The sequence below is a fragment of the Lacinutrix himadriensis genome, from assembly GCF_001418105.1.
GTDB classification, from domain to species: Bacteria; Bacteroidota; Bacteroidia; order Flavobacteriales; family Flavobacteriaceae; genus Oceanihabitans; species Oceanihabitans himadriense.
Genome location: NZ_LIQI01000005.1, coordinates 1 through 17,490 on the forward strand (window position 1 = coordinate 1; position 17,490 = coordinate 17,490).

Sequence of the window (17,490 nt, forward strand, 5' to 3'; positions counted from 1 at the left end):
TACCAATAGCAACTCCTTCATAAGAACCTGCATATGCTGGATTAATAACATTCATGTTATACATATACTGTGTGTACTGCGGATCTTGTTGCGCTTGCATTTGAACCACAAACAAGAATGCGAGAATAATATATATTTTTTTCATTTTAATTAATTAGTTTATTAGTTTTCTCTATTTAAATATATCCAAGATGTTTTGGTCTTGTTTCCTTGGTATTCCATCAGATAGAAATAAGTTCCTACAGGAAGTTCATCTCCAGCATCCGATTGACCATGCCATTCATTTGTATAGTTTGTTTTTGAATATACTTTTACACCATGTCTGTTAAAAATTTCTAATCGACTTACTTCAAATCCTCTTAAATCGAAACTATCATTTTTATCATCATTGTTAGGAGATATACCTTGTGAGATAACGCAGTTAATACTTTCTACTAGTACTTCATTTGTTTCCACACAACCACTATTATCAGAAACCTCTACAATATAATTGTATGTACTTCCAGACATTGGTGCTGTAAAGATACTTTCATCTATTACAAATACGTTATCACCAACGGTGTTTGTTTGTAATAAAGTGTTCATATCATCATATAGCGCATAAGTCACAGTGTTTGCATCATAACCATTATTTATTGGGTCGATAGTTAACTCATAAATAGCTCCGTTACAATCACCGTTTACAGTAAAGTCGAATACATCTGTAAGTAAGGTTAGACTTTCGATATTTGACATTGGGCAAACTCCAGCAGTTGTATACTCTATAGAATATGTTTCTCCTGTTGTTCCATTAGTAACTTCTCCAGTCATACCATTAATTACAGCTCCATCACTTGGTGCTGGGTTGAAAGCAAATGTTCCTCCTGTATCTCCATCTATTGTTACTGTTCCTCCTGTACAAGACGCTATCACTGTAAATGAAGCATCTTCTTCTGGTAAAACAGTTACCGTTTCTGTAGTAGTTTCTGGACAAACTCCAGATGTTGTATACGTTACCGTATAAGTAGTTCCTGGTAATCCAGTAACAATTCCTGTTGTATCATCTATTACTGCTGTATCTGTTGGTAATGGATCGAAAGCAAATGTTCCTCCTGTATCACCATCTATAGTAGCTGTTGCTCCGTCACATGCTGCTGTCATAGTAAATGAAGCATCTTCTGATGGTAAAACAGTTACCGATTGCATACTTGTTGCTGGACAAACACCAGACGTAGTATACTCTATAGTATAAGTTACTCCTGCAGTTCCTCCGGTTACAGCTCCAGTTGAAGCATTAATTACTGCTCCATCTGTTGGTGCTGGGGATTGGAAAGCAAACGTTCCTCCTGGAGTTGTTACTGTATCTACAGTACCACCGTCACATGTATCTAACATGGTAAATGTAGCATCATCTGTAATTAAAACAGTAACATCTGCTGTACTTGTATCTGGACATGCTCCAGTTGTTGTATACTCTACGGTATATGTTGTTCCTGCAACACCGTCTGTTACTAAACCTGTTGCTGGATCAATTTGTGCACTATCTCCTGGTACTGGATTAAAAGTAAATACGCCACCTAGAGTACCAGTAATTGTTGCTGTACCTCCATCACATGTAGCATCCATAGCTATAGTTGCATCATCTGCTTGATCTCCTAAAAACTCAACTACTATATCATCTGTAATTGTAGCAGTTCCTCCACTACAAAGTTCATAAGTAATTGCTGCAGTATATGTAGTTGTTTCTGTTGGTGAAACTGTAATAACTTCTTCATTACCTAAAGAAGTAGTACCATCAAACCATTCGAAGCTATAATTTGGATCCCCTTGAGAAGGAGTAAATCTCCAAAACTCGTTATTTGCTGCCCAAACACCTGTATTTCTTCCTGGTGGTACGTAAGCAATATCACCTGCATTATTTTGAATTCCTGTAACTGCTAAGCCGCCATTCCAATCTAAACAAACTGGTTTTTCAAAGACATTAATATCAATAGCATTTGAAGACTCATATAATATGATTTGCGTTGACGATGTTAAGCTATTACATTGAAATCCGAAATGACATATATCTGTAAAGTTGATAATAAATTGTCTCGCTGGTGCTGTACCTGCAATAGTATAATTAATATCACCACAAACACTAGGATCAATATCATGACAAACACCAAATATATTACCTTCTGCTAAGGTTGGGTTTGTATTATTAGGTAATCCTTCTCCTTCATTTAAGTTCCAAGCATTAGTTCCCGGTCCAACATCGATAACATCGATCTCGAAACGTAACGCTCCATTTGCTCCAATTTGCACACGATCATAAACTTCTCCAAAATAACAAAATTCAAAACTTAAGTTAATAGGATCTGTCCAAGAATCATCAATAAATAAACTTGTTGGTGTACCTCCAGAAGCTGGTGGTGTAGGACAATCTAAAGCATTTATTTGGTAAGAACTAGTGTCTTGACCAAAAGCCATAAAGGCTGCTGATAATTCTACGGTATCTGCACAAGTAATACTTAAATCATCTCCCGCGTTAATAATAGGACATTGTACTACTGGTAACGGACAAACAAAAGAAAAAGGCTCACTACTAACCGTACATGTTAAGTTAGAAGTTGGTGCCGTAAAAATAACAGCTTCTATTACACCTCCATCTGGATAAGGACCGAAAGTTAAAACACCTTGTGTTGTTGCCTCTTGACTTGGACTACCTTGGTTATCTGTAACTGTAACCGAACCTGAACTTCCTAAGTTAGTTACATCTACATCCACATAAAACTCTCCATTTTCACAATCTGGAACAATAGTATAGGTAGCTTCTTGAACGATATAAGATTGACATCTCACCGTGTATTCCATAGATTCTTGTGATCCACTTGAACAACTTCCAGAACCATCTGATTGTACCTGTATAGACAATGAACTACCTGTAGAGGTAAATTGTAAACCACTAATGTCACCGCCATTTCCATAAGGAGTAGCTGCATTTAAATTTGTAACACCATCAGAGTCTAAAACAATAAGTTCATCCCAATTATTTTCTACTTGACCAGAATTAAATGTAATTACTACAGGCCCTCCTGTTTGACTTGTAAACATAAAAACATTCGTGTCATTATTTTCATAACAATAGTTACGAACTAATGGACATTCATCACAAATTATTATTGTATTAGGATCTGGTTTTGTAATAAAACTTTCTTCGATACATCCATCTGTTGCTGGACCATTAGCATTATAAGGTACAATAGAAACGTAATATGTTGTTTCATAATCTAGTACTGCTGTAGGTGTATATGTTGTAGTATCTCCTACGTCTACATTATCTGCGATATCATTTCCTCCTGGTGTTGACCCAATAGTAACATTGTAACCGGTTACAAAAATACTTGCTGGAGTCCAACTAATATCTGTATTTAGTTCTACATCAAAAGCTCCATCTACAGGTGCTGTTAATACAGAATCACAATTTGGTACAGCCGTTGTATCTAAACATAAAGCATCAAAATCCCAAGGATCATTCGTACAGTTTACAAAAATACCATCAGAAGTTACTCCTACAGTTATATTATCTCCTGAAGACACAAATACTAATCCTGTAAGGTCACCATTATTTCCATAACCATTATATAAAATAGTTCCGTCAGAATCTGTAACTACTAATTCATCCCAATTGTTTTCCGTTGTTCCTGAATTAAATACAATCACTATTTGAGAACCATCTAAACTGGTAAAACTAAATTCTGAAGTATCGTTATTTTCATAACAGAATACGGTATTAACCACTTGGTCTGTAGAACAGTCTATAAACTGATTTGGGTCATTTTTAGTTGTAAAACTTTCTTCGACACAACCAGCAGTAGCATTCCCATTTGTGTTATATGGTGTAATGCTTACATAATATGTTGTTTCATAATTTAAATCTGCAGCTGGAGTATACGTTAGAACATTTCCTACATCTACATTATCTATAACATCTGTACCTCCTGGAGTAGTTCCTACTGAAAGCACATAACCAGTAACAAATATTGAAGCTTGAGTCCAACTTATTACGGTATCAATTTCTACACCAATCTCTCCATTTGCAGGTGTTGCTAAAGCAGCATCACAATTTGGAGGAATAGTAGTATCTACACAAAACACGCTGAAATTCCATGGATTACCACCACATCCAATAACACTATTATCTGAAGTTACACCGACAGTTATCGTATCACCAGAAGAAGTGAATGTAAGTCCTGCTAGATTTCCACTAGTTCCATAACCTGAATAAATATTAGATCCATCAGAATCTGTAACCACTAATGCATCATAATTATTTTCTGTCTCTCCCGAGTGAAAAATCACAAATAATGGCGCTCCAGAACTACTTACAAAAGTAAACTCTGTAGTATCATTATTTTCATAGCAAAACACGGTATTTCTAGGTGCACCAGAATCACAATCTATAGGTGCATTTGGATCATCGCTAGTTGTAAAGATTTGCTCATTACAATTCTCTGCAAATCCATTATTGTTATATGGTCTTATAGTTACGTAGTATGTGGTTAAAAATGCTAATGTCGCTGGAGGATTCCAAGAAGTAACATTTCCAACATCAATACTATTAGCAATATCTGTTGCACCTGGAGTGCTTCCCACAGAAATCTCATAACCTGTTACCAAAATACTTGCAGGTAACCAATTGATATTTGTATCTGGATCTACATTAATATCTCCATTATTTGGATTATTTAATACTGCATCACAATTTGGTAATGCTGTAGTATCTACACAGAATACATCAAAATCCCATAATACCATACCAGATTGACAACTTGTAAATCCATCGGATTGAATTGTAATATAAATATCTCCACTAGTAGCGGTTACAGATAATCCTGTAAAATCACCACCGTTATCTCCTGTAAATAAGACAGGCCCTGAAGTATTTGTACCGTCATAAATAGTAATACCATCATCTCCTACTTCTATTTCACCAGCATTAAACTGTAAAAATAAAGGGGAACCATCAGAACTCGTAAAACTGAAAAAAGTAGTATCTAAACTTTCATAACAATATACGGTATTAATAGGTGCTCCTGAAGCACAATTTACTGGTCCGTCAGGATCTGCTCCTGTAGTAAATGAAAATTCAGAACAACCTGTTGCTTCTCCACTAGCATTAAAAGGAGTAACATTTACATAATACGTGGTTGCATATTCTAAAACTGGTAAATCATATGTTGTTGACAAACCAGTGTTTTCTCCATCTACAATGTCTACCCCTCCAGAACTTGTACCTACATTTAAAAGATAACCTGTAGGAATTCCTGTTGCATTAGACCATTCTAAATCGGTATTAATAGAAACTCCAATACTACCATTAGCAGGAGTAATCAAATTCACACAAGAAGGTGGATTTGCAACTACTTGAGTTGCTGAAATATTATCTAGATAAACATAATATGCTTGCGCAACTCTGTTTGTGTCTACACGTAATTTAAAATCGGAACCAACAGGTAAACTTGCTGATGGTACTACTATAGACCAGTTTACACAAGTATTTGAAGTTACATGATTTGTATCATTAATAGTTTCAATAGTTACCCAAGTTATTCCATCATCTGTAGAATACTGAACGAACATCTCTCCCCAACCTGCTGGAGTTGCTGTTAATGCTTCCGACCAATCTACTATTTTATAATCGAACGAGATGGTTAAATCTGTCCCGTTTGATTGTCCAAACACATTTGGCGATGTGATTTGTGCATTTAAAGTAGTATCATCTAAAATAGCTCTAATAGATCTACCGTCACAGTTTTGATTAAATGAAACAGCGTAGATATTTCCTGGGCTTGTCCAGCCCGCAGGCAAAGTAAAGCCAGAATCAAAATTTTCTACTAGTCCTATTTGAGAAAATCCTAAAAAGGATATTAGCCCAAATAAGAGTGAAAGGGTAATTTTTTTCATTTTATGATTAAGGTTAGTTACTAATTACTAAACATCCAATTTGTTGGTATACAAATCATTATGTTTAATTGATTTTTTTTAACAAAACACCGTATAAACTTTGATGCTTCAATTAATTTCCTAAAGTATAAAAAAAGATTAGCCCTAATAAATTAACTTTACTTTAATAGATTAAATACGTATTTTCACGATAAAAAGTTTAAAATATTAACAAGTAAGGGGTTTCTGCAAACAGGTTATGCTGTTGGATTTGGAATTATATCATGAACTGCTTTTATCTGCTTTAAAATAACATCATCTAGCTCGACATGTATACTATTAATATTCTCTTTTAACTGTGCCATACTAGTAGCTCCTATTATATTACTAGTAACAAAAGGCTGTTGTGTTACAAAAGCCAAAGACATTTGCGCAAGACTTATATTATTTTCTTCTGCTATTTTTAAATACTGCTTCGTAGCTTCTGTACAAGAATCACTACTATATCTTTTAAACCTTGGAAACAATTTCAACCTTGCATTATCTGCCGCTGTACCTTTTATATACTTTCCAGATAGTACTCCAAATGCCATTGGAGAATATGCCAATAAACCTATATTTTCACGCATTGCTACTTCCGCCATGTCTCCTTCAAAAACACGATTTAATAAAGAGTACGCATTTTGAATGGTTACCATTCTTGGCAAGTTATACTTTTTAGACTCTTCTAAATAACGCATGGCTCCCCAAGCTTTTTCATTAGAGATTCCTACTTGACGAATTTTCCCTTCTTTTACAATTTCATCTAAAGTATGTAAGACTTCCTTAAAATTATCTTGCCACTTATCGTTTGGGTTATGCACATAATCTCTAGTATCAAAAGTATTGGTTTGTCTTTCTGGCCAATGTAACTGATATAGATCGATATAATCTGTTTGTAAACGCTCTAAACTTTTATTTACGGCATCTTTAATTGCTTCGGGTTGAAACCCATTCGTTCTAATGTGCGCCGTATAATCTCCAGGTCCTGCAATTTTGGATGCTAAGACTACTTTATCTCTATTTCCAGATTTCTTAAACCAATTACCAATAATACGTTCTGTTTCGGCATAGGTTTCTGCTGTTGCTGGAACTGGGTACAATTCTGCGGTATCAAAGAAATTCACTCCTTGATCTAATGCGTAATCCATTTGTTCAAAACCTTCGTCTTGGGTGTTTTGGTTTCCCCAAGTCATGGTACCTAAACAAATTTTACTTACTTTAATATTGGTGTTTGGTAGTGTTGTGTATTTCATCTTTTAGTTCCTGCGAAAGCAGGAATCTCATTTTAGTTAAACGTTTATTTTAACAGATTGCCACGTCGTTAATACTCCTCGCAATGACACTAAATATCTTTTAAAAGTTTTGATACTTCATCTAACTTCGGAGTCAAAATAACTTCAATTCTTCTGTTTTTTGCTTTTCCTTCGGCAGTATCATTACCAGCAATTGGTGCAAATTCTCCTCTTCCAGCTGCTGTTAAGTTTTCCGGATTAATCGCATTATTTTCTCTTAATATATTTACAATCGCCGTAGCACGTTTAGTCGATAAATCCCAATTTCCTGAAATTTGCCCAGTTCCTGTATATGGTACATTATCTGTATGTCCTTCTATTAAAACCGCAATTTCTGGATTTTCCCCTAAAACAGTTCCTAATTGTTGTACCGCTTTTTTTCCTTGTACACCAACTGCCCAACTACCAGATTGAAAAAGAAGTTTGTTTTCCATAGACACATATACTTTTCCGTCACGTTGCTCTACCGTTAAACCTTTTCCTTCAAAATCGGTTAAAGCTTTAGAGATTGCATTTTTTAGTTGCGTCATTGCTGCATCTTTGGATGCTATCACATTTTCTAATTCCGCAACTCTATTAGAACGTTGTTCTAATTCGCTTTTCAATTTTTCAAGTCTAGTATTTTCTGCTTGTAAAGCTTGTTCTTTAGCCTCTAATTGCGCTAATAACTCTCTGTTTTTTTGAGAATTTTCGGCTAATGAAGCAGAACTGTTTTTTTCTAAAGCATCATAAGAAGCTTTTAAATTTTCAAGATTCGTTTTAGAAGCATTGTAATCTGCTTGTAATTTATCGCGATTTGCAATAGCTGCATCATAATCGCTCTTCAGTTTTGCGTAGTCGTTTTCGGTTTTATTATTTGCTCCTAATAGCGATTCGTTTGCATCAGAAAGTTTTCTATTCTCCTTTTTCAAGTGTGCATACTTACTTTCTAAATCTTTATAGACTTTAGGCGAAACACATGATGAGATTAAAATTGTGGCAATTGCTATTAATACTATTTTCCTTTTCATATTATATTTGGGTTTACTAATTATAAAATTTTCAGTCTCCGTATCCTGTTTGCAGAAGTGTTATTCTGATAACTGCAACTGTAAACGGACAACTATTTATCTATTTCTACTAAAACCGGACAATGATCACTATGCACAGCTTCTTGAAGGATAACGCTTCTTTTTATTTTTTCTTTTATCGGATTGGAAACCATCGTATAATCTAAACGCCAACCTTTATTATTCGCTCTAGAATTTGCACGATAACTCCACCAGCTATATGCTTGTTTTTCAGGATGAATAAAACGAAAAGCATCCGTAAATCCGTTATCAATAAAACTACCAATCCATTCTCTTTCTATAGGAAGAAATCCGGAAACGCCTTTCATTTTCGGGTTATGAATATCTATTTCTTCATGACATATATTATAATCACCACAGATAACTAGGTTAGGAATTTCCTTTTTTAGATTATTTATATACTCCTGAAACATGTCCATGTATTCTAACTTATGCTCCAATCTTGCAGCATTAGTTCCCGATGGCAAGTACAAACTCATTACAGAAACACCTTTAAAATCGGCACGAATGTTACGCCCTTCAAAATCCATAGACTCTATTCCTGTTCCAAACTCCACATGATCTGGTTCGGTTTTACTTAAAATAGCAACGCCACTATATCCTTTCTTTTGCGCAGAAAACCAATAATTATACTTGTAACCAGCTTCAACAAAAACATCTATATCCAGTTGCTCTTCCATTGCTTTTATTTCTTGCAAACAAATCACATCTGGATCTGCAGCTTTAAGCCATCCTATAAAGTCTTTTTTTAGTGCTGCACGAATTCCGTTTACGTTGTATGAGATTATTTTCAAGAGATTTTTATTTTAAAAAAGTTATGTTTCAGCTAAAATAAATAATGCTTTACATTTACACTATTATATTAATGTCCTTTTAACAAAAAACTATCAACAAAATATTTTAGGTATTTTGCAGTTTTAGTATCGCATGAAGTTTATTTACTTTCTTTTTATATTTTTTATTGGTTTTGCTGCTTTTGCACAAGATCAACAATCTAACTACAAAACGAAAACCGTTGTGGTAAAAGATACTATTGCCATAGATAGCGTGAGTATAAATTCGGCGCACTTTAGTATTAAAAGAAAAGACAATTCGGTAATAGATTCTACATACTATACCATAGATTTTGAAAAAGCCGTCCTTACTTTTAAAAAACCGATAGAAACAGATTCTATAATTATTGATTATTTAAAATACCCAGAATTTTTAACTAAAACCTATAAGCAGTTAGACGATAAAATCATTGTACAAAGCACCGAAAACCAACAGCAATTATACAAAATCAAACAATCTAGCGAAACCAATACTTTTACCCCTTTTGATGGTTTAACCACTTCTGGAAGCATTTCTCGTGGTGTTATTATTGGAAACAATCAAAACTCGGTTTTAAACAGTGAATTAGATTTACAAATCACAGGAAAACTGAATGACAAAGTTTCCTTAAGAGCTTCTATTCAAGATGCGAATATACCTTTACAAGAAAGTGGTTACTCCCAACGATTAGATGAATTTGATCAAGTTTTTGTAGAACTTTTTAGCGACAATTGGAAAATTCGCGCTGGTGACGTAGATCTTCAAAATACACGATCTGCTTTTGCTAATTTTCGAAACGCGTACAAGGGCTTTCGCTTGGCGCAACTATAAATCATTCCGATTCTAAAACCAATATTTTTGCTGCAGGTGCCATTGTTAGAGGCCAATTTACTTCTAGCCAATTTACCGCGCAAGAAGGGAATCAAGGTCCGTATAAACTTCGTGGTCCTAGTGGCGAATTATTTGTACTTGTGGTTTCTGGTAGTGAAATTGTTTACGTTAACGGAATTGCCCTAGAGCGAGGAGAAAACAGCGATTATATTATTAATTATAACGCTGGTGAAATTATTTTCAACTCCACATTTCCTATTACCAGCGAAATGCGAATTACTGTAGATTATCAATACAGCGAACGAAACTATTCTAGATTAGTGGTTTATGGAGGAAGTAATTACGAAAGCGAAAAACTAAAACTTGGCGTTTCTATTTATAGCGAGAATGATGCAAAAAACAATCCGCTACAGCAAAACCTATCTACAGTGCAAGTAGAAATTCTAGCAAATGCTGGAGATGATGAAACACTCATGACTGCACCTTCCGCAACTCCTGAAGCGTATAACGAAAATAGAATTTTATATAAAAAGGAAATCGTAAATGGCGTGGAAACCTTTGTATTTTCTAATAATGAAGACGACGAACTATTTAGTGTAAACTTTTCTTTGGTTGGCGATAATCAAGGAGATTACATAGTGAGTAGTATTAATGCCATCAGTACTATTTATGAATATGTTGGCATAGGTCAAGGAAATTACCAACCTATTACAAGACTGGTGGCTCCCAATAAATTACAAATAGCCGTTATTAACGGAAACTATGCACCAAGCGAAAAAACGAATATTGGCTTTGAAGTTGCCGGAAGTAAAAATGATTTAAACCTCTTTTCTAATATTGATGATACTAATAATGACGGTTTTGCTGCCAAAATAAAAGTAGAACAAGCCATTGTTAAAAAAGATAGCCTTTGGAATTATAACGCATTTGCCGATGCCAACTACATTCAAGAAAACTTTAGAACCATCGAGCGTTTGTATAATGCCGAATTTATTCGCGATTGGAATATCGAGCAACCAACCAGCAATCAAAATGTAATTAATAATGGGAATCAAACTCTTTTTGCTTCCGGAGTACAAGCATTACATCATGAAAAAGGATTCGCAAAATACCAGTTTGAGTATTTAAATTATTCGGAAAACTTTAACGGAAGCAGACATATCCTTTTTGGGGACTTAAGACTTAATAAATGGCAAGTACTTTCAAATTCTAGTGTGTTAAATGCAGCATCCAACTTAAATAATTCTACTTTTTTACGAAGCTACAATCGTATTACTTATAGCTTAAAAAATGCTTGGGTTGGTACAAAACTAGCCATAGAAAACAACGAGCAAAAAAGCATTGAAACCGATTCTTTTACGGCATTAAGTCAGCGCTACAAATCCTATGAAGTTTTTACAGGAATTGGAGATAGCACCAAAATATTTGCAGAAGTTGGTTACAAACATAGAGTTAATGATAGTTTGGTAGCTTCCAACCTTCAAAAGGTAAACAGCTCGAACACCTATTATATAGATTCTAGAATTATTCAAAACAGGAATACCAATCTATCGCTTTATGCAAATTACAGAACACTAAACAATGTGGATGCCGCTTTAGATAACGAAGAATCTCTAAACTCCAGAATGCAATTCAGTCAGAAATTATTTAAAAACATAATTCACTGGAATACCGTTTACGAAACCAATTCTGGAACTCTAGCACAACAAGAATTTACATACGTAGAAGTAGAAGCGGGACAAGGTGCTTACACTTGGATTGATTATAACAACAATGGCATTCAAGAATTAGAGGAATTTGAAATCGCACAATTTACCGATCAAGGAACTTACATAAGAGTCTTACTTCCTAACCAAGTATTTGTAAAAACACATCAAAATAGATTTAGCCAAACACTAACGCTTAATCCGCAACAATGGTCTACAAGTGAAAATAATTTCAAGAAAACGCTTTCTCGTTTTTATAATCAAACCTCGTATTTAACAGATAACAAACAAAAACGAGATGGTAATTCTTTTAACCTCAACCCTTTTAATGATGATGAAGAAAAGCGTCTAGGTTTACAGTCTAATTTTAGAAATGTTTTCTTTTTTAATAGAGGAAAACAGCATTATACAACATCGTATACTTTTTTAACCAATAGCGCCAGAAACCTTTTAACCATTGGTTCTTTGGAAGCAAAATCTAAAAGCCACCAACTGCTCTTTAATCATAAATTCGCCTCAAATTGGCTAGCAAATCTTTTAACTAGTTTAAATACCAATGAAAGTAAAAGCGAAAACTACACAAGTAAAAATTATACGATTGAAGAAACACAACTAAACCCTAAACTTTCTTACTTATTAAACGACTATACTCGTTTTGATGTGTTTTATCAATACACCAACAAAGACAATACCATTGGTGATTTAGAAACGCTGCAACAACAAAAATACGGCGCTTCTTTTTCTTTTTCTAACAAACAACAAATGGCTATTTCTGGAGAGTTAAATTATTTTGCCAATACATTTACTGGAAACGCTAATTCTCCTGTGGCCTACCAAATGCTAGAAGGTTTACAATCTGGAAAAAACTTTACTTGGTCCTTTTTAGCACAAAAAAAACTAACCAAATACCTAGATTTAAACTTAAGTTATTTTGGTAGAAATACAGAAACTAGTAAAACCATACACACCGGAAATATTCAGTTAAAAGCTTATTTTTAACCTTTTGTAACCTTTGTTACCGTTTGATTCTGCTAATTTTGTAATTTAGCACGTAATATGAGTAAAGTTTTAGCAATTACATATTCCTTTTTGATTCTCTTTCAGAGTTTCAACATAAACCTAGAAGATTTTTCTAAGTTTAATGTATTGCTAAACCATGCCGAATTTCATAAAGAAATGTACGGTGATTCGTTTTTTCAATTTTTAGCAGAACATTACGGAGATGCTAAAGAAGCGCATGGTAACGACCACAAAGAACATGAAGACTTACCATTTAAGGACAGTCATCACATGTGCACACACATCAACACTTCTTTTATTAGCATTGCTAATCATTTTGAGTTTACCTATCCCGAATTTATCGAAATTCCTTTTAATTTTCACTACAACGAAACGGTAACAGATTCCGAAAAAACTTCTGTTTTTCAACCACCCAAACACGCATAATTTAATTTAGAACTTAACCCTGTTAACTTAAAACAGGCATTTATTATTTCTTAATTATTATGAATTATGTTAGAAAACATCATAAGATTCAGCTTAAAAAACAAGCTGATCATATTTCTATTTACGGCCTTTATTGTAGGCTTTGGTATTTTTTCATTAACTAAAATACCTATTGGCGCAGTGCCAGACATTACCAATAACCAAGTACAGGTTATTACCACTTCTCGCAATTTATCTACACAAGATGTAGAGCAATTTATAACCTATCCTGTAGAGCTAGAAATGGCTAATTTACCGGGAGTTGAAGAAATTCGTTCGGTCTCAAAATTCGGACTATCTGTTGTTACTATTGTATTTAGCGACGATTTAGGTACTTTTTTACCAAGACAGCTTATCGCTGAAAAAATCAAATCAGCTACAGAGCAAATACCTGAAGGTTTTGGTTCTCCTGAAATGGGCCCAATAACTACCGGTTTAGGGGAAATCTACCAATACATTTTAGATGTAAAACCGGGTTATGAAGATACATATACCACCACCGATTTACGTACCATTCAAGATTGGGTTGTAAAACGTCAATTATCCGGAATTCCTGGTGTGGTTGAAGTGAATACTTGGGGCGGATTTTTAAAACAATACGAAGTCGCCATCAACCCAAACAAGCTAACCGCCATGCATATTACTATCGCAGAAATTTATGAAGCATTAGAAAAAAATAACAGTGTTTCTGGTGGTGGTTATATTGAAAAAAACAACAAAGCCTTTTTTATTCGTGGCGAAGGACTAGTAGCTTCACTAGAAGATATTAAAAACATTGTTGTTAAAAATGATGGTGCGCCTATTTACATTAAAGACGTTGCTACTGTTGGCTTTGGAAGTGCAACCCGATTTGGCGCCATTACCGGAAATGGAGAAGGCGAAAAAGTATTAGGCCAAATCATGATGCTAAAAGACGGTAACTCTAAAGAAGTTATTGATACAGTTAAAGAACGTGTGGCATCTATACAAAGTACATTACCAGAAGGTGTTTATATAAATGGTTTTTTAGAGCGAAGCGAACTGATTGCCAAAACCACATTTACCGTTGCCGAAAACTTAATTTTAGGATCACTAATCGTAATTTTTGTGGTGGTTTTATTACTTGGTAATTGGCGTTCTGGTTTAGTAGTTGCTTCGGTGATTCCATTAAGTTTATTATTTGCTATTATTTTGATGCGTCAATTTGGAGTAGATGCTAACTTGATGAGTTTAGGTGCCATCGATTTTGGAATTATCATTGATGGCGCAGTTATTATTGTCGAATTTATTGCGTTTCAAATCATGTCCAAAGCGGCACATCTTTCCGGAATCAGCAAAAATGAAAAACAAGCCGAAATTGACCAAATAACACTAAAAAGCGCTTCGAAAATGATGAATTCCGCTATTTTCGGACAATTAATCATCTTAATCGTATTTATTCCCATTCTATCTTTAAGTGGTATTGAAGGTAAAATGTTTAAGCCTATGGCAATGACTTTCAGCTTTGCTTTAATTGGCGCCATGATTTTATGTTTAACCTATGTTCCTGTAGTCTCATCGTTGTTTTTAAAACCTAGTAAACAGTCGCCAAAAAATATTTCGGTTAGACTAATGAACTTTTTAAATAAAGGCTACCAACCTATTATTCATTGGGCTCTATCTAATAAAAGAATAGTTGTTGTGCTATCGGCTATTTTATTAGCCTCTAGCGTTTGGATTTTTAGTAAAATGGGAGGTGAATTTGTACCTACTTTAGATGAAGGCGATTTTGTTATTCAACCTGTTTTAAAAACGGGAACATCGCTTGGAAGAACAATAGAAATCACGACAAGAATAGAACAAATTCTTTTAGATAATTTCCCAGAAGTAGACCAAGTAGTAACGCGTATTGGAGCTGCAGAAGTTCCAACTGATCCAATGTCTATGGAAGAAAGTGACGTGATTATTAAACTGAAACCTAAAAAAGAATGGACCTCTGCTAAAAGCAAAGATGCATTGGCGGATAAATTTAAAGAAGCCTTGGCTGTAATTCCAGGAATGGAAGTAGAGTTTACACAACCCATTGAAATGCGATTTAATGAATTGGTTACTGGTGTTCGTGCAGATGTTGCGATTAAGATTTTTGGAGAAGATTTAACTGTTTTAGCCACCAAAGCAAATGAAATTAAAACACTTATTGAAAATGTGGAAGGTGCTGCTGATATTTCGGTGGAAAAAGTAGAGGGATTGCCACAAATGAGTGTGAAATTCAATAGAAGTAAAATTGCACGTTACGGACTTAATATTTCCGATTTAAACGATGTTATTTCCATGGGATTTGCGGGTAAAACTGCTGGAAGTGTTTTTGAAGGCGAAAAACGTTTTGATTTAGTACTGCGCCTTCAGGAAAATAATAGAAAAGACATTGGAAGCCTTGAGAATTTATATGTAGATACGCCTAACGGAAATAAAATTCCGCTTAGCGAATTAGCAGAAATTAGCTATACAACTGGACCTGCACAAATATCTAGAGACGACACCAAACGTCGTATTGTGGTTGGTATTAATGTTAGAAACAGGGATTTACAATCTGTTGTAAATGATGTGCAACAAATTATAGAGAGCAAGTTAAAATTACCTGTTGGTTATACCATTACTTATGGCGGACAATTTGAAAATTTACAAAGTGCAAAAGACCGTTTATTAGTTGCTGTTCCTGTGGCTTTAGTTTTAATATTCATATTACTTTATTTTGCCTTTAATTCCATAAAAGAAGCACTAATCGTGTATTCTGCGATTCCGTTATCTGCAGTAGGTGGTATTCTATTATTATGGATTAGAGATTTACCTTTTAGTATATCGGCAGGGGTTGGTTTTATAGCATTATTCGGAATTGCAGTACTAAACGGCATTGTATTAATCGAGCATTTTAAAGAGCTTAAAGCGGAAGGTTTTTCTAATATTAATGAACGCATCAAAAAAGGAACTTCTGAGCGCTTACGCCCTGTTTTACTAACAGCAGCAGCAGCAGCTTTAGGGTTTTTACCTATGGCTATTTCTACAAATGCTGGAGCAGAAGTACAACGTCCTTTAGCAACGGTTGTTATTGGTGGTTTGGTTACTGCTACCCTATTAACCTTAGTTGTTTTGCCTATTTTATATGCTTGGTTTGAAGAAAAAAAGGAACTTAAAATGAATAAGAAAGCAATAGCTTCTGTAATTGTTTTGCTGTTTACTTTTAGTATTCAGGCGCAAAACAAACCATTAAATGTTGCACAGACTTTAGAATTAGCAATAGAAAATAACGCAAATTTAAAAGCGGAAAACTTAAAAATAGATCAATCCAACGCTTTAGTAAATTCGGCTTTTACGTTTAACAAAACCAATATTTATTATAATTATGACGAAAGCAATTTAGCCATAAATAACGAACCTCTTAAAGTTTTTGGTGTCTCGCAAGACTTTAAATTTCCAACGGTTTATTTTGCTGAAAAGAAAGCAAACCAATCTAAAGTGAAGGTACAAGAAGCCAATTTTAGTTTGCAATTACTGCAAATAAAAAAGCAAGTTTACGCCAATTATTATCAGTTAAGCTATGCTAAAAACAAAGCGAAAAATTATAAATATTTAGATAGTTTGTATCGGGATTTTGCAAGAAAAGCAGCCCGTCGTTTTGAATTAGGAGAAACGAATTATCTAGAAATGATTACGGCAAAATCGAAACAAAAACAATTAGAAACACGCTACAAACAATCCCTTCAAGAGGTTATTTTATATAGGGAGCAACTTAAAAAAATAGTACAAGTAGATTCTATTACTATTGCAGATGGTTTGCTTGAAAAACTAGAAGTCGAACAATTATCGGTCACTCAAAATGCTGGTTTATCTGTTTTTGATGCGTCTATGGATTATCAACAAGCGCAAACAAAACTAGAAAAGCAAAGCGTACTTCCAGACTTAAATGCCGAATATTTTCAAGGCACAAACAGTGGTTTAAATGATAACATTAAAGGCTATCAATTAGGGATTAAAATTCCTATTCTGTTTGGAGGTCAACGTTCTAAAATTAAAGCAGCCAAAATTGCGGAAGAAGTTATTGCAGAACAAAAACAAGATTATCAAACGCAATTAAATGCCGAGCATCAATCTTTATTAGCAAAGCTTCAGCAGTATGAAGAAGCAATAACTTATCATGAAACGCAAGGACAAACGCTTTCCGAAGAAATTATAAAAACAGCAAATAGAACCTTTAAAGAAGGAGAAATCGATTTCTTTCAATACATACAAAGTTTAGAGACGGCAAAAGATATTCAGCTGAATTATTTAGAGCAATTAAATCAATACAACCAAACTGTAATTACCATCAACAACTTAACATTATAAAAA

The 17,490-nt window shown here is 34.3% G+C and carries 9 protein-coding genes; 4 read left to right on the forward strand and 5 right to left on the reverse strand.

Annotation, left to right across the window (positions count from 1 at the left end):
- From AMD28_RS18285 to AMD28_RS00115, 5 genes are all read right to left on the reverse strand, one after another.
- Nucleotides 1–145: type IX secretion system membrane protein PorP/SprF (locus AMD28_RS18285; RefSeq protein WP_152975499.1), on the reverse strand; the 145-nt coding region annotated here is incomplete at its 3' end.
- A gap of 17 nt (nucleotides 146–162) precedes the next feature.
- On the reverse strand, nucleotides 163–5,928 hold the full coding sequence (locus AMD28_RS00100; protein WP_055442132.1) for a T9SS type B sorting domain-containing protein: 5,766 nt from the start codon (nucleotides 5,926–5,928) through the stop codon (nucleotides 163–165).
- A gap of 236 nt (nucleotides 5,929–6,164) precedes the next feature.
- Nucleotides 6,165–7,202, reverse strand: a complete 1,038-nt coding sequence (locus AMD28_RS00105; RefSeq protein ID WP_055442133.1) for an aldo/keto reductase — start codon at nucleotides 7,200–7,202, stop codon at nucleotides 6,165–6,167.
- An 89-nt stretch (nucleotides 7,203–7,291) separates the two neighbouring features.
- Nucleotides 7,292–8,251 carry an OmpA/MotB family protein gene (locus AMD28_RS00110; protein WP_055442134.1) on the reverse strand — a complete coding sequence of 320 codons (960 nt, stop codon included), beginning with the start codon at nucleotides 8,249–8,251 and terminating at the stop codon, nucleotides 7,292–7,294.
- Nucleotides 8,252–8,343: 92 nt separating this feature from the next.
- On the reverse strand, nucleotides 8,344–9,105 hold the full coding sequence (locus AMD28_RS00115) for an exodeoxyribonuclease III (protein WP_055442135.1): 762 nt from the start codon (nucleotides 9,103–9,105) through the stop codon (nucleotides 8,344–8,346).
- Between the two features lie 133 nt (nucleotides 9,106–9,238).
- Here AMD28_RS00115 and AMD28_RS19055 point away from each other — a divergent pair, with 133 nt between their 5' ends.
- From AMD28_RS19055 to AMD28_RS00130, 4 genes are all read left to right on the forward strand, one after another.
- Nucleotides 9,239–9,955: a hypothetical protein gene (locus tag AMD28_RS19055; protein ID WP_338035216.1), complete on the forward strand. Its 717-nt coding sequence runs from the start codon at nucleotides 9,239–9,241 to the stop codon at nucleotides 9,953–9,955.
- A 140-nt stretch (nucleotides 9,956–10,095) separates the two neighbouring features.
- Entirely contained in the window at nucleotides 10,096–12,660 is a 2,565-nt protein-coding gene (locus tag AMD28_RS00120; protein ID WP_338035217.1) for a hypothetical protein, read from the forward strand.
- A gap of 57 nt (nucleotides 12,661–12,717) precedes the next feature.
- A complete protein-coding gene (locus AMD28_RS00125; protein ID WP_055442136.1) occupies nucleotides 12,718–13,107 on the forward strand; it encodes a hypothetical protein in 390 nt (129 codons plus the stop codon).
- Between the two features lie 66 nt (nucleotides 13,108–13,173).
- Nucleotides 13,174–17,487, forward strand: coding sequence for a CusA/CzcA family heavy metal efflux RND transporter (locus AMD28_RS00130; protein WP_055442137.1), 4,314 nt, complete (start codon nucleotides 13,174–13,176; stop codon nucleotides 17,485–17,487).
- Nucleotides 17,488–17,490: the final 3 nt, after the last annotated feature.